Origin of the sequence: Streptomyces silvisoli (genome assembly GCF_029269905.1) — a bacterium.
In the GTDB taxonomy this organism is placed as follows: domain Bacteria; phylum Actinomycetota; class Actinomycetes; order Streptomycetales; family Streptomycetaceae; genus Streptantibioticus_A; species Streptantibioticus_A silvisoli_A.
Genome location: NZ_JARJBC010000030.1, coordinates 80,657 through 97,530, shown reverse-complemented (window position 1 = coordinate 97,530; position 16,874 = coordinate 80,657). Strand labels below are relative to the sequence as shown.

General features: G+C 70.8%; 15 protein-coding genes, 1 tRNA gene and 1 pseudogene. 7 read left to right on the top strand and 10 right to left on the bottom strand.

Annotation, left to right across the window (positions count from 1 at the left end; all coding sequences use genetic code 11):
• The coding region (locus P3G67_RS32555; RefSeq protein WP_276096703.1) for a transposase at positions 1 to 269 on the bottom strand (269 nt) is incomplete at its 3' end.
• 144 nt (positions 270 to 413) lie between these two features.
• On the opposite strand from P3G67_RS32555, the pseudogene P3G67_RS32550 reads away from it, so the two are divergent.
• Positions 414 to 1,001 (top strand): annotated as a pseudogene (locus tag P3G67_RS32550) (tyrosine-type recombinase/integrase); the annotation flags it as partial.
• A 127-nt stretch (positions 1,002 to 1,128) separates the two neighbouring features.
• Here the strand turns inward: P3G67_RS32550 and P3G67_RS32545 are convergent.
• Positions 1,129 to 1,201, bottom strand: a tRNA-Arg gene (locus P3G67_RS32545).
• Positions 1,202 to 1,403: 202 nt separating this feature from the next.
• Here P3G67_RS32545 and P3G67_RS32540 point away from each other — a divergent pair.
• Positions 1,404 to 3,866, top strand: a complete 2,463-nt coding sequence (locus tag P3G67_RS32540) for an RICIN domain-containing protein (protein WP_276096702.1) — start codon at positions 1,404 to 1,406, stop codon at positions 3,864 to 3,866.
• Between the two features lie 12 nt (positions 3,867 to 3,878).
• Here the strand turns inward: P3G67_RS32540 and P3G67_RS32535 are convergent, their stop codons facing one another.
• From P3G67_RS32535 to P3G67_RS32525, 3 genes are all read right to left on the bottom strand, one after another.
• Positions 3,879 to 5,243 (bottom strand): NAD(P)/FAD-dependent oxidoreductase, encoded by a 1,365-nt coding sequence (locus P3G67_RS32535; RefSeq protein ID WP_276096701.1) that lies wholly within the window; start codon positions 5,241 to 5,243, stop codon positions 3,879 to 3,881.
• A 224-nt stretch (positions 5,244 to 5,467) separates the two neighbouring features.
• Positions 5,468 to 5,641: a hypothetical protein gene (locus P3G67_RS32530; RefSeq protein WP_269855677.1), complete on the bottom strand. Its 174-nt coding sequence runs from the start codon at positions 5,639 to 5,641 to the stop codon at positions 5,468 to 5,470.
• A gap of 174 nt (positions 5,642 to 5,815) precedes the next feature.
• On the bottom strand, positions 5,816 to 7,573 hold the full coding sequence (locus P3G67_RS32525) for an acyclic terpene utilization AtuA family protein (protein ID WP_276096700.1): 1,758 nt from the start codon (positions 7,571 to 7,573) through the stop codon (positions 5,816 to 5,818).
• Positions 7,574 to 7,839: 266 nt separating this feature from the next.
• On the opposite strand from P3G67_RS32525, the gene P3G67_RS32520 reads away from it, so the two are divergent.
• From P3G67_RS32520 to P3G67_RS32500, 5 genes are all read left to right on the top strand, one after another.
• Positions 7,840 to 8,376 (top strand): DoxX family membrane protein, encoded by a 537-nt coding sequence (locus P3G67_RS32520; RefSeq protein ID WP_276096699.1) that lies wholly within the window; start codon positions 7,840 to 7,842, stop codon positions 8,374 to 8,376.
• 25 nt (positions 8,377 to 8,401) lie between these two features.
• On the top strand, positions 8,402 to 9,439 hold the full coding sequence (locus P3G67_RS32515; protein WP_276096698.1) for an ABC transporter permease: 1,038 nt from the start codon (positions 8,402 to 8,404) through the stop codon (positions 9,437 to 9,439).
• 150 nt (positions 9,440 to 9,589) lie between these two features.
• The gene (locus P3G67_RS32510) at positions 9,590 to 10,237 is read left to right on the top strand and encodes a TetR/AcrR family transcriptional regulator (RefSeq protein WP_276096709.1); all 648 of its coding nucleotides are present in this window, start codon (positions 9,590 to 9,592) and stop codon (positions 10,235 to 10,237) included.
• Between the two features lie 78 nt (positions 10,238 to 10,315).
• Positions 10,316 to 11,836, top strand: a complete 1,521-nt coding sequence (locus P3G67_RS32505) for an MFS transporter (RefSeq protein ID WP_276096697.1) — start codon at positions 10,316 to 10,318, stop codon at positions 11,834 to 11,836.
• Positions 11,837 to 11,943: 107 nt separating this feature from the next.
• On the top strand, positions 11,944 to 12,435 hold the full coding sequence (locus tag P3G67_RS32500; protein ID WP_276096696.1) for a MarR family winged helix-turn-helix transcriptional regulator: 492 nt from the start codon (positions 11,944 to 11,946) through the stop codon (positions 12,433 to 12,435).
• A gap of 159 nt (positions 12,436 to 12,594) precedes the next feature.
• Here P3G67_RS32500 and P3G67_RS32495 read toward each other — a convergent pair whose 3' ends face one another.
• The 5 genes from P3G67_RS32495 to P3G67_RS32475 are packed head-to-tail and all read right to left on the bottom strand — an operon-like array spanning position 12,595 to position 16,781.
• A complete protein-coding gene (locus P3G67_RS32495) occupies positions 12,595 to 13,167 on the bottom strand; it encodes a hypothetical protein (protein ID WP_276096695.1) in 573 nt (190 codons plus the stop codon).
• Positions 13,164 to 14,561 (bottom strand): hypothetical protein, encoded by a 1,398-nt coding sequence (locus P3G67_RS32490; protein WP_276096694.1) that lies wholly within the window; start codon positions 14,559 to 14,561, stop codon positions 13,164 to 13,166. The genes P3G67_RS32495 and P3G67_RS32490 overlap by 4 nt, the downstream gene beginning before the upstream one ends.
• Positions 14,558 to 15,367, bottom strand: a complete 810-nt coding sequence (locus tag P3G67_RS32485; RefSeq protein WP_276096693.1) for an ABC transporter ATP-binding protein — start codon at positions 15,365 to 15,367, stop codon at positions 14,558 to 14,560. The genes P3G67_RS32490 and P3G67_RS32485 overlap by 4 nt, the downstream gene beginning before the upstream one ends.
• Positions 15,368 to 15,399: 32 nt before the next feature.
• The gene (locus tag P3G67_RS32480; RefSeq protein ID WP_276096692.1) at positions 15,400 to 16,224 is read right to left on the bottom strand and encodes a zf-HC2 domain-containing protein; all 825 of its coding nucleotides are present in this window, start codon (positions 16,222 to 16,224) and stop codon (positions 15,400 to 15,402) included.
• A complete protein-coding gene (locus P3G67_RS32475) occupies positions 16,221 to 16,781 on the bottom strand; it encodes an RNA polymerase sigma factor (RefSeq protein WP_276096691.1) in 561 nt (186 codons plus the stop codon). The genes P3G67_RS32480 and P3G67_RS32475 overlap by 4 nt, the downstream gene beginning before the upstream one ends.
• Positions 16,782 to 16,874: the final 93 nt, after the last annotated feature.

The following is a 16,874-nucleotide window of genomic DNA, read 5'->3' as shown; positions in this document are numbered from 1 at the left end:
AGGCTGGGGAAGAAGCTGCCCGAGCGCAGCTTGGGGATGGCCAGCTCCAGGTCGCCGGCCTGCGTCTCGAATGTCTTGTCGCGGTGTCCGCTGCGGTAGTTGGTGCGCGCATGGGTGTGCTCGTTCCACTCCGCGCCGATCTTCGCCGTGGCCTCGGCCTCGATGAGTTCCTGCAACCTCCGCTCGGCCACCGAGCGAACGAGTTCGAGGCCGTCCGCCGAGCGTAGTGACTCAAGCAGTCGCTGTAGGTCATGCTGGGACAGGGCCATCGTGCGCCTCCTCCGTTGAACTGGCCGTTCACCTGGGAGAGTTGCACGGTGGCCCGCTCCGCGGGCAGGGAGCGGGACCTACCTGAGCATGCGCTCCGGCGCACACCCCAACCTTGATCGGCTGCACCAATCAGCGGGACACCATCCTTCACCGGACTTCGGTTCGGTGAGCTGGCCGCGCTCCAGCGCCGGGACATCGACCTGGAGGGGCGCTTCGTCCACGTCCGCCGTGCCCAGGCCGAACCGCAGTCGGGGAAGCTGGAGATCAAGGCTCCGAAGAGTGAAGCGGGCGTGCGCACGGTCTCCTTCCCGGCGTCGCTCCTTCCCGAGATGAAGGAGCACCTGCGGATCTTCGGGGAGGACGGTCGAACCGGACTGCTCTTCGTTGGGCCGAAGGGCGGGCGGCTGCGCCGGAACAACTTCCATGACACGTGGGCGACGGCGCTCAAGACGGCCGGGATCAAGGGTGTGCACTTCCACGATCTCCGGCACACGGGCAACACGCTGGCCGCGACCGGTGGGGCGAGCACACGGGAGCTGATGCAACGGATGGGGCACTCGACCGTGCGGGCAGCCATGATCTATCAGCACCTGGTCGGCGGCCGGGACCAGGAGATCGCGGACCACGTGGACCGGCAGATCAAGAAGACGCGCAAGGCAGCCAGACCCAGGTCCGCCAAGCGCACGAGCGGCAAGGGTGAGGTCGGCGGCCAGGACGGCAAGATCAAATGATCTGGCACGGATCTGGCACGACGCCTTCGGCGTCATGATCCGGCCCGGACACGACGAAGGCCCAGGCGGCCGGTTTACCACCGGCTGGCCTGGGCCTTCGTTCGCGTAAATCGAACGAACGTTCGCGTGCCCCCAGCAGGATTCGAACCTGCGACACCCGCTTTAGGAGAGCGGTGCTCTATCCCCTGAGCTATGGAGGCGGGGGCCACCTCTAGGGGCAGCCCAGGACAGGTTAGCGGATCAGGGGGAGGGGTGTGGTCACGGCTGGCGGGTGTGATCGTGGGGGTGCGCTCTGTGGTCGGGGGGGCTTGACGTCGCTTTCTGGTTGGTTGAGTCTGCTTCTTCAGTGTGCTCCAAACGCAACTGCCCAATACCAACCATGAGTTGGAGGAGTACGGCAGCATGTGGACCCACCGTTTTCGCGGGAGAGTTCCCGCCAGGATCGCCGCCCTCGGGGCGTTTTTGCTGGTTGTCGGGATGATCGTCGGGGGCCAGCCCTCGGCGGCGGTAGGCAGGGAGCGGGCGGTCACCGCGGTGACCGTGGACGGGCATGGCGCGGGGCGTACCTTCGACGGGGTCGGGGCGATCAGCGGGGGCGGGGGCAACACCCGTCTGCTGACCGACTATCCGGCCAGACAGCGCGGGCAGATACTCGACTACCTGTTCAGGCCCGGGTACGGAGCGGCGCTGCAGATACTGAAGGTGGAGATCGGCGGCGACACCAACTCCACCGACGGCGCCGAGGCCAGCCATGAGCACTCGCGCGGTGCCGTCAACTGCGGTACGGGGTACGAGTGGTGGCTGATGGAGCAGGCCAAGGCGCGCAACCCGGGGATCAAGCTGTACGGGCTGGCCTGGGGAGCGCCGGGGTGGATCGGCAACACCGGCAGCGGCGGGAACTTCTGGTCCCAGGACACCGTCGACTACCTCGTCTCCTGGCTCGGCTGCGCCAGACGGCACGGGCTCACCATCGACTACCTCGGCGGCTGGAACGAGCGCGGTTACAACGCCGCCTGGTACGAGAGGCTGCACGCCGCCCTCGCCGCCGACGGCTACCGCCACACCCAGGTGGTGGGCGCGGACTCCGGGTGGGACGTCGCCACCGCCATGCGCGGTGACCCGGCCTTCGACAGGGCGGTCGACATCGTCGGTACGCACTACCCGTGCGGCTACATGTCGGCGATGACCCAGTGCTCCACCACCTCCGACGCCCTGGCCACCGGCAAGCAGCTGTGGGCGAGCGAGAACGGGTCCGAGGACTACAACACCGGCGGCGCCGCGCTGGCCAGGGCGGTCAACCGGGGGTATATCGACGCCAGGCTGACCGCGTACATCAACTGGCCGGTAGTGGCCGCCGTATATCCCAACCTCCCTTACAACACCATGGGGTTGGTCACCGCCAACCAGCCGTGGTCCGGTGCGTACAGTGTCGGCAAGAGCACCTGGGCGACGGCGCACACCACCCAGTTCACCCGGCCCGGCTGGCACTACATCGATACCGCCAGCGGTTACCTGGGCGGCGCCCGCGCCAACGGCTCGTATGTGACGCTGCGTTCGCCGGACTCCGGCGCGTGGAGCACGGTCGTGGAGACGCTGGACGCGACCGCGGCCCAGACGATGACCCTGAGGGTCACCGGTGGGCTGGCCGCCGGTGCGCTGCACATGTGGTCCAGTGACTTCAACTCCGACGACCAGCGCGACTACATGGTGCGGCAGCCGGATCTCACCCCGGTGAACGGTGTGTACACGCTGAGCCTCCAGCCGGGGCGCGTCTACTCGGTGACCACCACCACAGGACAGGGGGCCGGAACCGCCCGGTCCGCGGCTCGCGGCCCGCTGCCGCTGCCGTACCGCGACGACTTCGAGCACCCCGGGGTGGGTGGTGAGGCACGACTGCTCGCCGCGCAGCAGGGCAGCTTCGAGGCGGTGCGCTGCGGTGGCGGACGGGCCGGGACCTGCGTCCAGCAGATGGCGCCGACCGCACCCATCAACTGGGACAACCCGGCCGACCCCTATGCCACCCTCGGCGACCTCGGCTGGACCAACTACACGGTCGCCGTGGACACCCGGCTCACCCAGGACGGCGCGGTGCGGCTGCTCGGGCGGGTGGGGACGCAGAGCGGCTTCTCCCCGGCCGGTATCGACTCCTACGACCTGTCGCTGTCGCACGGCGGCGGCTGGGCCATCGAGCGCGACAACACCGCACACCAGGTGACGGTGCTGGCCCAGGGCACTGACACCGGGGCCGCGGGCGACGGCTGGCACCGGCTGGCACTGGGCTTCGACGGTTCGGCCATCACCGCGTCCATCGACGGACACACCGTCGGCACGGCCGACGACACCTCGTACGGCTCAGGTCAGGTGGGCATCGGGACGACCGGGTACGTCCAGGCGCAGTACGACAACCTCAGCGTGACGCCGGGTCCCGCCCAGACGTACGCGGGCACCTATCGGCTGGTCAACCGCAACAGCGGCAAGACGCTCGACGTCGTCGGCCAGGCCACCGCCGACGGTTCGGCCGTCGACCAGTGGACCGGCAACGGCGGCGCCAATCAGCAGTGGACGGTACGGCCCACCGGCGACGGCTACTACGCGCTGGTCGGCGTACAGAGCGGGAAGGTGCTGGAGGCGCCGGGCGGCAACCCGGTCTCCGGCACCCAACTCGACATCCGTAGTGGGCCGTTGGGTGCCGCCGGGCAGTGGCGGATCGTTCCGTCCGGCGACGGCTACGCCACCCTGGAGAACCGCGCCACCGGGATGCTGGCCGACGTCGACGGCCAGTCGACCACCGACGGTGCGAGGGTGATCGAGTGGCCGTCCAACGGCGGGGCCAACCAGCAGTGGCAGTTGGCGCGCATCAACTGATCCCGGCAGTGTTCAGCGTTCGTGGGCGATGATCGAGGCGGTGTGCTCGCGCACCTGCTCCGGGCTGAGGTACACGTCCGTGTACTCGAAGTCCTGCAGTTTCGCGGGCTTTTGGGACAGGAAGCCGATCCGCACGAAGTCATCGCCCGCGAACGCGTTGATCAGCCAGTTGGTCATCACCCGGACCTTGGCGACGTTGGTGCGCAGCGCCGACCAGTGGTAGCCGCGGGCCACCGCCTGCGCCGGGAGGCCGCGAAGTTCGATGCCGAGCGGCTTGGAGACCGCGTCCTTGCCACCGAGGTCGACCACCAGACCCAGGTCCTTGTGCACGTACGGCTGGAGGGGCTGGCCGCGCAGGCTCGCGATGATGTTGTCGGCCGTCTTCCTGCCCTGCCGCAGCGCGTGCTGGGCGGTGGGCGGGCACACCGCGCCGTCGCCCTTGGCGAGGTCGGGCACCGCGGCGGCGTCACCGAGCGAGAAGACCCCGTCGAACCCCGGCAGGGTCATCTCGGCGGTCACCGCCAGCCGGCCGCGCACCGTCTCCGCGCCGAGCGTGGCGACCAGCGGGCTGGCGGCGACGCCCGCGGTCCAGATCAGGGTGCGGCAGGGGAGCACCCTGCCGTCGGTGAACGTCACCTTGTCGAGGCCCGCCTCGGCGATCGACACCCCGAGCGACACCTCGATGCCGCGCTGGCGCAGGATCTCCAACGCGCTGCGGCCCAGTTTGTCGCCGAGCTCGGGCATCAGCTTGGGCGCGATGTCGATGAGGTGCCACTTGATGAGCCGGGGATCGAGCCGTGGGTAGCGCTTGATCGCGTTCGTGGTCAGCCGTTGCAGGCAGGCCGCGGTCTCGGTGCCCGCGTAGCCGCCGCCGACGACCACGAACTGCAGCCGGGAGGCCCGCTCCTGCTCGTCCTGGCTGGCGTCGGCAAGGTCGAGTTGGGCGATGACGTGGTCGCGGATGTACGCGGCCTCGGCGAGCGTCTTCATGCCGCGCCCGTACTCGGTGAGTCCTGGGATGTCGAAGGTGCGGGTGATGCTGCCGGGGGCCACCACGATGTAGTCGTACCGCTCGTTGATGATCTCGCCGGTGATCATGCGGATGACGCAGACCTTGGCCTTGGTGTCCACCCCGATGGCGCCGCCCGGGATGATCTTGGTGCGGTGCTTGGTGCTGCGGCGCAGCGAGAGCGCCACGGACTGCGGGGTCAAAACGCCCGAGGCGACCTGGGGCAGCAGCGGCAGGTAGAGCTGGTAGGAGTACGGGGTGACCAGGGCGATGTCCGCCTCCTCCGGGGCGAGCCTGCGCTCCAGGCGGCGTGCGCAAGCGACTCCGGCGAATCCGGCGCCCACTACGAGAATCTTGGGTCGTGCCACGGTGTCCGTCCCTTCTCGCCTTCGCTGAGGCCCGTCGCTGTGCGGGGGACGAGCCCTTCGTACTGCTCGTCTGCCCCCTTCACGGCGGTCACCCCCCATCTTTCTGGGGTTGGGCGCAGTCCGCCTGCTGGAGGCGGTGGCGCGGGCGCGTCAGGCACGCCGGGCCCGAAAAAGACCGGTGGCCGGACCCGAGGGGGTCCGGCCACCGGTCAGCGGGACGGCGATCAGATCGCGGAGTGCTTGCCGTGCACCATGTCCCATGCCTCGCTGGCGTAGCGCTCGCGCTCGCCCAGCGACAGCTCGGGGAAGTAGTTCTTCAGGCCCTCGACGACCTGCTGCTCCGGCTCGTGGCAGTCGCGCAGCAGGAATATGGCCTTGTGCAGGATGGTGTTGTCCACGGGTTGGTTCCCTCCGTGCTCTCGCCGGCCCGATGCAGGCGACGCGGGCCCAGGTTACGCAGCCCGGATGCGCGTCAAGCGGCTGGGCCGGGGCAATGTGGGCAGTTCCACAGCCAGGCCCGGATCTTGGTCATCGGAGGTTCAAGGGCTGGTCAGCGCGGCCCCAAGTGGCGGTTATGTCCGGGGCTTCAGTAGTGCCTGCGGGATCTCCACGAGGCAGGCCCGCAGCTGTTCGCCGAGGCTCTTGGCCTGGGGGTCGGGACGGGTGGAGGCGGCCACCCCCTCGCCGAGCAGGCCGTGGACGACGAAGTTCAGCGCCCTCAGGTTCGGCAGCTCATAGCGGCTGATGGCCAACTCGGCCGCCTCGGGCAACAGCTCCCGCAGCCGCTCCACGTCCAGGAAGCCGCGCAGCCAGCCATACGCCGGGTCATCGCGGGTCCACAGCCCCACATTGGCGTCGCCGCCCTTGTCGCCCGAGCGCGCCCCGACGACGGTACCGAGCGGAACCCTGACATACGGACCGGGCAGCGGTGGCGCCGGATCAGCTGGGACGTCCTCCTTCATCACATACGGACGTACGGGAGGACGCGGAACGGATATACGCGTGCCATCGGCCAGCACCACCTCGGGATGTACCGCGTCGCCGGAGACCAGCGCGGGCCAGTAGATCCCGTACTCGGAGGCGTGCGGCGAGGCCTGTTCCAGGTGGCAGCCCGGATAGTTGGACAGGCCGGTGCCCGCGATGGCGGTGAACAGTGCGCGGCCGACCTTTTGCTGGTCGGGGTCCTTGGCGGTCACCACCAGCCGTGCGGTGCCGGTGGATGTATGCGGGCCGTCCAGCCGAATGTCGAGTTCGGCGAAGGCGTCGCGACCGCCCACGGCGTCGAGGAGCGCCGCCTCGGCGAACCGGGCCTTCGCCTCAAGCTCCAGGCCGGTGAGGACGAATGCGGCGGTGTTGCGGTAGCCGCCTTGGTAGTTGAGGCAGACCTTGAGCGTGTCCGGCGCGGGCTCGCCCCTGACGCCGTGGACCCGCACCCGGTCGGGTCCGTCCTGGCTCAGCCTGGCGGTGTCGAAGCGCGCTATGACGTCGGGGTTGGGGTAGCTGGGCCGGTCTATCTCGTACAGCAGTTGCGCGGTGACGGTGTCGACGGTGACCGCCCCACCTGTGCCCGGGTGCTTGGTTATGACGCACGAGCCGTCCGCGTACATCTCGGCGATCGGGAAACCTGGATGGACCGGGCGGTCGAGTTCGGTGAAGAAGGAGTAGTTGCCGCCGGTGGCCTGGGCGCCGCATTCGATGATGTGCCCCGCGGCGACGGCGCCCGCGAGCCAGTCCCAGTCGTCCGGCGCCCAGTCGAACGCCCAGGCGGCGGGGCCGACGACCAGCGAGGCGTCGGTGACCCGCCCGCAGATGACCACATCGGCCCCGGCGCGCAGGGCCTCGGTGATGCCCCAGGCGCCCAGGTAGGCGTTGGCGGTCACCGGCCGTACACCGGCGTCGGCCAGCGGTCGCCCGGAGGCCAGATGCGCGAACTCCTCACCCGCAGCCTGGAGTTGGGGCAGCCGGGGAAGCAGGTCGTCGCCCTCCAGGTGGGCGATCTTCGGGGCCAGCTCCGCGAGGGCGGCCAGTTCACCGAGCTTGGCCGCCAGACCCGCCGGGTTGAGACCGCCCGCGTTGACGACGACCTTGATGCCGCGCTCCAGACACGTGCCGAGCACCTCGCGCATCTGGGCGAGGAACGACACCGCGTAGCCGCCCTCCGGATCGCGCTGTCTGGCCTTCCAGAGGATGAGCATGGTGAGTTCGGCGAGGTAGTCGCCGGTCAGTACGTCGATGGGCCCGCCCTCGACCATCTCCCGGGCGGCGGACGGCCGGTCGCCGTAGAAGCCGGAGCAGTTGGCGATGCGCAGGGACGGGCGCGGCTGGGTCATCGGGCGTCACTCCAGATCACGTTTTCGAGTGTCGAGTCGTCGAACTGGGCCGTGCTCCACCCCTTCTAGCGGTAAAGGAGCGGCGCTGTCGTGCGTTTCCGGCATCTCGTTACCGCGGGGTAGCCCTCTGACGGCCTAGCAGGAGCGGCGAGCGGGCGCGGCACCAGCAAGTCTGGAAGCTCCGTTCCGCCGCCTGCGCCGCACTCCGATCCTCATCGCCCGCCTCCTTGACGCCCGCCCCGGACCCTCGACATTAAGGACCAGCCATGTCCCTGACGCACCGCAAGGACCTAGGACTGCTCGTGCTGCGGCTGGGCGTGGGCGGGGTGCTGTTCGCGCACGGCGCCCAGAAGCTGTTCGGCTGGTTCGGCGGCCACGGCCTGACGGCCACGGCCGCGGCCATGGAGCAGATGGGCTTCAAGCCCGGCAGGCGGAGCGCGCTGGCCGCCGGGCTCGGCGAGGCGGGCGGCGGACTGCTGCTGGCGCTGGGATTCGCCACGCCCGTGGCGGGCGCGGCGGCGGCCGGGGCGATGGCGGGCGCGGTCGCGGTGCACTACCCGGCCGGGTTCTTCGCGCAGTCCGGTGGCTACGAGTACCCGCTGTTCCTCGGCTACTCGGCGGCCGGGCTGGGGGTGGCGGGGCCGGGGCGCTACTCCCTCGACCACACCACCTGCCATGTGCTCGACCGGCCCTGGGTCGCCGGGCTGGCCTTCTCGGCGAGCGCGCTGGCGGGCACCGCGGTCATCCGGCGCCGCAGGGAGCACCAGCTCGCCGCGGCGTCCAGCGCCGTTCCGGACGACTGAGACGACTGAGAGGCGGGCTTCCGCCATGGCCGACTCCGACACCACCGCGCCCAAGGGGTTCCTGGCGGAGCTGCGGGACGCCGTCAGCACGCGCGCCGCGCTGCTGGTCATCGGCGTCTTCGTGATCGAGTTGGCGTTCATCGTCTCCTACCTGGGCGCGTTCCACTCGCCCGCCCCGCACCGCATTCCGGTCGCCGTGGTCGCCCCCGCCCCGGTGCGCGGCCAGGTGGTCGGCAGGCTGAACGCACTGCCCGGCGACCCGGTCAGGGCGCGCACCGCCACCGACCGCGCCGAGGCGCGCCGCCTGATCCTGCGCCGCACCGTGGACGCCGCCGTGGTGATCAACCCGAGCGGCACCACCGACACCCTGCTGGTCGCCTCCGCGGGCGGGCCGTCGGTCGCCCAGACCGCAGGTCAGATCGCGCAGGACGTGGAGCGGGCCAACGGCCGTACCGTGCGGGTGACCGACATCCGGCCGCCGCACCGCGCCGACGGGCGCGGGCTCAGCTCGTTCTACCTGGTCATCGGGCTGATCGTGGGCGGCTATGTGGCCTCGTCCGCGCTGGCGATGTCGCACGGCGCGCGGCCGGCCAACGTCCACCGCACGACCATCCGGCTGGGCTCCCTCGCGCTGCTGTCGACCGCCTCGGGACTGGGCGGCGCGATCATCGTCGACCCGGTCTTCGGGGCGCTGCCCGGGCACTTCGGCGCGCTGTGGGGGATCGGCGCGCTCACCACGTTCACCGCGGCGGCCGTCGGCATGGCGCTTCAGGTGCTGTTCGGCCAACTCGGCGTCGGCCTGGCGCTGTTGGTCTTCGTGGTGCTGGGCAATCCGAGCGCCGGCGGGGTCTATCCGTCCTCGCTGCTGCCGCCGTTCTGGAGCGCGATCGGCCAGGCGCTGCCGACGGGGGCCGCCACCACGCTGGTCCGCAACACCGTCTACTTCAACGGGAACGGCACCGCGCTCGCCTGGTGGGTGTTGGCCGCCTGGGCGGCGGGCGGGCTGCTCGTCTCGTACGCGGCCTCGGTGCGCGGTCGCCGGGCGCTCGGCGCAGCCGCGTAGCGGGGGTGTGTCGCAGGTCACACGAACCCCCGAAATATCCGGGGGAGTTCTCCCCGTTTAACTATGCGGTTGGCCGAAATCCGACCATGTCCCTTCTGCGGGCTGTGGCCCGTAAACCCCCCATGCGACGAAAAAACGGAAAGGAGCGCCATCGTGGGCAGTGTCGCCATCGAGCGTCAGCGGCCCCGGCTGCGGGCGGACGCGTCCCGCAACCGGGAGCGCATCGTCACCGCTGCCCGTGAGGCGCTCGTGGAGCACGGCCCCGACATCCCGCTGGACGAGGTCGCCCGGCGGGCCGGGGTCGGCAATGCCACGCTCTACCGTCACTTCGCCGACCGCAGGCAGCTGATCCGCACGGTCACGCTGTCGGTCATGGAACGCGTCGCGCGACGGGCCGAGGCCGCGCTCGCCGAGGAGCCGGACGCGTTCGAGGCGCTGCGGCGGTTCACACACGAAGCGGCGGACGAACGCATCGGCGCGTTGTGTACGCTATTGTCCGGCGCGTTCGAAGAGGGTGACCCCGAACTCGTCTCCGTTGGTGAGCACTTGACGGCGGCCGTGCAGGCCCTGATCTCCAGTGCGCACCGATCGGGACAGCTCCGCACCGATGTCGCCGTGGGCGATCTGATGGTTGCGCTGTCCCAGCTCACCCGGCCGCTGCCCGGCACGGCCTGCTTCAACATCGACCGATTCGCCCATCGCCATCTACAGCTCTTCCTCGACGGACTACGGACCCCCGCACGGTCCGAGCTGCCGGGAAGCGCGGTGACGCTTGAGGACCTCCAGCAAAAATCCTGAGCGTTTCCCACAACATCCCCATAGCATCGCCCTTTTCAAGACTTCTTGACCTCTCCGCATCCCTAGGTGGTTACATCCATGCCTGCTGGCGCACCTCCGCTTGACCCGAGGCGCTGGAAAGCCCTCGTATTCATCGCCATCGCCCAGTTGATGGTCGTGCTGGACGCGACCATCGTGAACATCGCGCTGCCGTCCGCCCAGCACGACCTGCACATCTCCGACGGCAACCGGCAGTGGGTGATCACCGCCTACACCCTGGCGTTCGGTGGACTTCTGCTGTTCGGCGGTCGAATAGCCGACCTCGCGGGCCGTAAGCGCGCGTTCATCATCGGTCTGCTCGGCTTCGCGGGCGCCTCCGCGCTGGGCGGCGCCGCGGTCAACACCAGCATGCTGCTCGGTGCCCGCGCGCTGCAGGGCGTGTTCGGCGCGCTGCTGGCGCCGGCCGCGCTGTCGCTGCTTTCGGTGATGTTCACCGAGGCCAAGGAGCGCGCCAAGGCGTTCGGCATCTACGGCGCCATCGCGGGCGGTGGCGCGGCCATCGGCCTGATGCTCGGCGGCGTGCTGACCGAGTACCTCAACTGGCGCTGGGCCCTGTTCGTCAACATCGGCTTCGCCGTGGTCGCCGCGGCCGGTGCGATCGCCGTGATCCACGAGCCCGCGGGCACCCGCAACCGCAACCGGCTGGACATCCCCGGCGTGCTGCTGGCCACCCTCGGCCTGGTCTCCCTGGTCTACGGCTTCACCCGCGCCGAGTCCAACGGCTGGGGCGCCGGGATCACCGTCGGCCTGTTCGTGGCGGCGGCGGTGCTGCTGTTCGCCTTCGTGATCGTCGAGTCCCGGGTCGCCACTCCGCTGCTGCCGCTGCGCGTGGTCACCGAGCGCAACCGCGGCGGTGTGTTCGCCTCGCTGGGTCTCGCCGTGATCGGCATGTTCGGGCTGTTCCTGTTCCTCACGTACTACATGCAGGTCGTCAAGGGCTACACCCCGGTGGTCAGCGGTGTGGCGTTCCTGCCGATGGTCGTCGGCATGATCACCGGCTCGACGCAGATCGGTGCCCGGCTGATGACCCGGGTGCGGCCGCGGCTGCTGATGGGGCCGGGTTTCGTGGTCGCCGCCATCGGCATGCTGATCCTGACCCAGATCAAGGTCGACAGCTCCTACCCGGCGCTGATCCTGCCCGCCCTGGTCCTGCTGGGTCTGGGTATGGGCACCGCGTTCATGCCGGCGATGAGCCTGGCCACGCACGGTGTGCAGCCGCGTGACGCCGGTGTCGCCTCCGCGATGGTCAATACCTCGCAGCAGGTGGGCGGTTCGATCGGTACCGCGCTGCTGAACACCATCGCGGCCAGCGCCACCACCTCGTACGCCACCGCGCACCTGGCGCAGGTCCGCTCGCCGCAGGCCGCCAAGCTGCTGCAGTTGCAGGCCATGGTGCACGGGTACGCCGCCGCCATCTGGTGGGCGGTCGGAATCCTGGTGGCTGCCGCCGTGATCGCGTTCGTCGCCATCAACACCGGCCACCAGGGCGGCCCTTCGGCCAGCTCTGGCGACGGTGAGGAGGAGGTCGCGGACCTTCCGATTCCGGTCGTCGCGCACTGACGTCCGCACGGCGAACGCCCCGCTTCCTTTTCGTAATGCCCCGCTTCCTTTTCGTAAGGAGGCGGGGCATTCGTCATTGAATGTTCAAGCAGTCGTAGGCTGGAGGCATGGCGACGACGGAACCCCGCTGGTTGGACGACGGACAGCAGAAGACCTGGCGTGCCTACATGGCGGCGAGCCAATTGCTCTCCGATCACATCGACCGCCAGTTGCAGCGTGACGCCGGAATGCCGCACACCTATTACTCACTGCTGGTCTGGCTCTCCGAATCGCCGGAGCGCCGGATGCGGATGACCGATCTCGCGGAGCGCTCGAAGATCACCCGCAGCCGGCTGTCGCACGCCGTCGGCCGCCTTGAGCACAACGGCTGGGTGCGGCGCGAGGACTGCCCCACGGACCGGCGCGGCCAGATGGCGGTGCTGACCGAGGAGGGGTTCGCCGCGCTGGCGGCGGCCGCGCCCGGCCATGTGGAGGCGGTGCGCTGCGCGCTGTTCGACCGGCTCAGCGACGAGCAGGTGTGCCAGCTCGGCGAGATCATGCGCACGGTCGCGGAGGGCCTGGCGCCGTACGGCGGCGCGGATCTGCCCTGGCGGCGGTAGCGGCCACCACCGCACCGGCGGGGCGGCCGACGCGCCGTGGCCGCCGGGGGTTCGCCGGGGGCTAGACCATCGGGATACCTCATCCTCCCGGCACAGCGCGGCCCACGACAGCCGTCACGGCCTCACGTAACCCGTGTGACTGAGCGCGGGGCGTGTCCGTTACCGTCTCGGTCCTGCTGTCGCGTACAGCACGGTGCCGGTCGCCAGCAGGGCCCACGCGGTCGCGGCGGACGCCGTCGTGGCGGGGGAAATGATCATCCAGCCGCCCACCTCTCCCGCGATGCCGGGCGGAACCGGGACGAGGAGGGTGAACGCGAGCCAGCCGATCGGCAGGGTCCATGCGAACTGTGCCCCGCACAGTACCGCCCCGAGCGCGGCCAGGCCGATCAGGCCCGCACTGTCCCGGACGACGAGCGCGGCCGGGGCGAGCTTCGGCCCCGCCGCCTGGATCGCCAGCAGCGCCGCCCCGGCGACCGCGCCGGCCAGCAGCACGTGCGCCGCCCGCCGGGGCATCCACCGGATCGCGGCCGTGCTCTCCAGTGCGACGTCCGGCCCACCGAGCCCGACGGAAGCGGCCGCCACGTTCGCGGTCAGGATCAGGACCGCGATCCCCAGGTCCATCGGGCCCGCGCCGTCGTGGTCGAAGGCCCACGCCGCCAGCGCGACGAGCGCGACCGCCGCGGCCGAGGTGGGCACCTGTCGTGAACGGGCGTACAGGATCAGCCACCTCATGGCGACGCCTTCCCCGCCAGTACCGCAAGCTCGTTGTACCCCGTGCAGGAGAGGGCGGCGGCATGCACCTCGGCGATCCGCGAGAGCTGCTCGGCCGGTGACATCGCCATCAGCTGCTGCCAGGCGACGCCGGCATCCGCCCATGTACGTTGCGAGTACGCGTAGGTGTCCGGCCTCTGCAGCGGCTCGAACTGGTGATCACCGAGGGCCCAGCTCGCGGCGATGCTCTGTACGGGAATGTCGACCTGCCCCCTGCCCTCCCAGGGGGTGCGCGGTGCGCAGTTCGGTGCCAGGCCCTGGGCGACCAGGAGGCGGGTCAGTTCCGCCCCCGTCGCATGGGCGATCAGCGGGTCGTCGAAGTCGACCAGCACCGCGTCGCCGGAGAGGTCGCGGTTGTCGCCGAGCGCGCGCAGCTCGGTGTCCTCCCGCACCGAGTCCGGCGCCTTGTCGCCCAGGGCGTCGTGCAGCACGCGCAGCGCGTCCTTGCCGCGCGGCGCGAGCTCGGGCAGGCGTGAACGGTTGGCCTGCGTCACGCACACCGGTCCGTCGCAGACCAGGGTGGCGGCGGCCTTGTCGACGACGTAGGTGCCGCGCGCAGCGGCCGGGAGGATCAGCAGGGCCAGGGCCGCGCCGACCAGGACGGGGGCCACCGCGAGCAGCCGGGCCCGGCGGGTCGCGGCCGACAGCAGTGCGAAACCGGTGGCGAGCATGCCGAGCAGCCAGAGCGTCTGGCCGAGGTGCACGGAGCCGGACAGGGTCAGCAGCATCTCCCGCGGCTCCGCGGTCACCGGGAACAGCAGAGCGAGCCGGTTCGGCGCGCTGCTCGACGGCAGTGCCCCCTCATTGCTCTGCCGCAGGAACAGGGCCGTCAGCAAGAGGAACACCATCAGGGCCGGCGGGGTGAGCACGGAGGGCACGGCCCGCGCGAGGCCCATGCCGAACACGGCCCCCGCGACGAGGGACAGCGCCGCCACCAGCGAGATCGGCAGCCAACCGAGACTCGTGTAGGCGGTGGCGCCGAGGGCCACCTGGACTCCGCCCACCAGGACCAGGAGGCCGAAGCCCGACGCCAGCACGAGCGCCATCGCACCGGCCGGCAGCGCCGCACGGCGCCAGGCCGGCAGCGGCGTGGTCGTCAGCAGTTCGGCCGTCCGCGAGCGGGAGTCGCGCAGCCCGTACACCGCCCCCAAGCCCACCACGAGCGGCCACCAGAAGCCCAACAGGTAGCGGGTCCACAGGGCCATGGAGGTCCACTGGGCCGTCCATCCCGCGTCACCCTGCCACCAGATCCCGTCGATCAGTAGGAGAACCGCCAGGCTGCCCGCCAGGACGACGACGCCGGGCCACGGGGCGACGGAGCGCTTCAGCTCGATGCGCAGGACACGCCCGTTCACCAGTTGCCTCCCGGCTGCCCGGAGCCCTGGAGCAGCGCCGAGTAGCCGCGCTCCAGGGGGCTGTCGCCCGGATACTCGGGGCCGCCCGCCGCCGCCAGGTCGTCCGGCGTGCCCTGGAAGACGAGGCGGCCCTCGGCGAAGAGCACCACGTCGGAGCAGGCGGCCGCGACGTCCTCGACCAGATGGGTGGAGACGACCACACAGGTGTCGCGGCCCAGTTCCTGCAGCAGCTCGCGAAAGCGCAGCCGCTGCGCCGGGTCCAGGCCGACCGTCGGCTCGTCCAGCAGCAGCACCGCGGGATCGTTGACGATCGCCTGGGCGATGCCGGCCCGCCGCACCATGCCGCCGGACAGGGTCTTCATCCGGTGGTCGGCGCGGTCCGCCAGGCCCACCCGTTCCACGGCCCGCTGGACGGCCCCGGGGACGTCCGCCTTCGGGACCTCCTTCAACCAGGCCATGTACTCGACGAACTCACGCACCGTGAAGCGCTTGTAGTAGCCGAAATCCTGCGGCAGGTAGCCGATCCGGCGACGCAGGGCCCGGTGGTCGACCATCCCGCCCACGCAGGTGCCGAGCATCTCCAGTTCGCCCTCGGTGGGGCGCAGCACGGTGGCCAGCGCCCGGATGAGGGTGGTCTTTCCCGCTCCGTTGGGCCCCAGGAGGCCGTGAGCGCCGATGCCCAGGGAGAGGTCGAGCCCGTCGACGGCCATCTTCTTGCGTCCGGCGCGGACTTTCAGGCCGCTGGCCCGGATCTCCCAGGCGTAGGTTTTCGGCGCGGTGTCGGCCGCGCTCGAGGTGGGCGTCATGCGGTGGTCCCCTTCGAGGGTCGACGATGGTTTCACAGCGTTGAGTAGGCGTTTCTGCGGGCGATCACGGCGCCGATGCCGAGCGCGAGAAGCAGGCCCCACACGGGCAGTTGGTCCGGCTGCAGGACAAGCCGCAGGACGAGGGGGACGTGGCCGGTGACCCACGCGGGTGCCACGACGACACCCCACGCGACCGCCAGCCCGGTGGCGGCGCGGGCCACGCCGACCACGCTGCCCAGCGCCAGGGCGGTGGAGGTGAAGGCCAGGGAGGGCAGCAGCCACTGCGCGGCCGTCATCGTTCCGGTCAGCCATCCCCCCACCAGGAGCCCGGGCAGGACCACCACGAGCACCGCCGTGGTGCGTCGGAGGAGCAGGGGCAGACCGGCTCGGGCCGTCGAGGCCGTCAGTTCGTGCGCCGGGTCCAGGGCGCGCGACCACGAGGCGGCGACACCGCACAGCGGCAGTACGGGCGCGATCGCCAGCACGGGAGAGGTGTCGCCGAAGAACGTCGGCCGCGCGACCGCGTCCAGCAGGAGCGCCATCAGGGTGACGACAACGGTCATGGCCAACCACGGGGCCATGACCGGCGTCAGCCAGGCCGGGACCCACCTCGGGCGGCGTCGCCGCGAGGGTGTCCTGACGGCCGCGTCCAGCTGCGGTTCCAGACCGGCCCGGACGATGTCGAGGAGCGCGGTGATGTCGGGCGCCTCGGTGGCCACACAGGCCGCCAGGCGACTCCGGCACGGCGCGCACGTCTCCAGATGGGCCTCCAACGCCCATACCGTGTCCGCGGCCATCGTCGCGTCACCACGTGCGTACTCATCGATCAACCGCCTCGACGCGTGTTCCCCGCTCACGTCAGTGCCTCCCGCATCGCGATCCGGGCCCGGCGGGCGCGGGTCTTGACCGTGCCTTCGGGCAGTCTGAGCAGGATGGCGGTCTCCCGCACGGAGAACCCGTCCAGCACCGTGGCCTGCAGTACCTCTCGAAGTTCCGGCGCCAGTCGCCGCAGGGCGTCGCCGACGTCCCCGCCGACGGTCGCGGCCAGTGCCTCGTCCTCCGCCGCGGGCACCACCACCCGCTCGGCGGCGGCGACCGGCGGCTCGGCATGGTGGGCACGGCGCCGGAACGCGTCGACCAGGCGGCGCGCCGCGATCGTCCACAGCCACCCGACGGCCGTCCCGCCGACCGCGCTCCCGGCGAACGCGCCGGCCGCGCGCCACACCGCCAGGTACGTCTCCTGCATGACCTCGGCGACGATCTGCTCGTCCGCGCAGCGGCGGCGCAGCCGCACCGCCAGCCACGGCGACGTGCGCCGGTACAACTCGTCGAACGCCCCGCGGTCACCTCTGGCCACCAGCCGGACGAGGCGTTCCTCGTCCAGCTCGTCCAGTGCTCTCCTGCGTGCTCTCACACCAGCCAGACGCCCGATGCGGCGCGCAGGTTCTGCGCCCGGCGTGACCTGCGCCACAGTGTCACGCGCGGAGGATTTCGATCCTCGTGAAAC

Coding starts and splice junctions, on each gene's coding strand:
- P3G67_RS32540 (WP_276096702.1), top strand. CDS start 1,404: ATGTGGACCCACCGTTTTCGCGGGAGAGTTCCCGCCAGGATCGCCGCC.
- P3G67_RS32495 (WP_276096695.1), bottom strand. CDS start 13,167: ATGAGGTGGCTGATCCTGTACGCCCGTTCACGACAGGTGCCCACCTCG.
- P3G67_RS32500 (WP_276096696.1), top strand. CDS start 11,944: ATGGCGACGACGGAACCCCGCTGGTTGGACGACGGACAGCAGAAGACC.
- P3G67_RS32525 (WP_276096700.1), bottom strand. CDS start 7,573: ATGACCCAGCCGCGCCCGTCCCTGCGCATCGCCAACTGCTCCGGCTTC.
- P3G67_RS32520 (WP_276096699.1), top strand. CDS start 7,840: ATGTCCCTGACGCACCGCAAGGACCTAGGACTGCTCGTGCTGCGGCTG.
- P3G67_RS32505 (WP_276096697.1), top strand. CDS start 10,316: ATGCCTGCTGGCGCACCTCCGCTTGACCCGAGGCGCTGGAAAGCCCTC.
- P3G67_RS32515 (WP_276096698.1), top strand. CDS start 8,402: ATGGCCGACTCCGACACCACCGCGCCCAAGGGGTTCCTGGCGGAGCTG.
- P3G67_RS32485 (WP_276096693.1), bottom strand. CDS start 15,367: ATGACGCCCACCTCGAGCGCGGCCGACACCGCGCCGAAAACCTACGCC.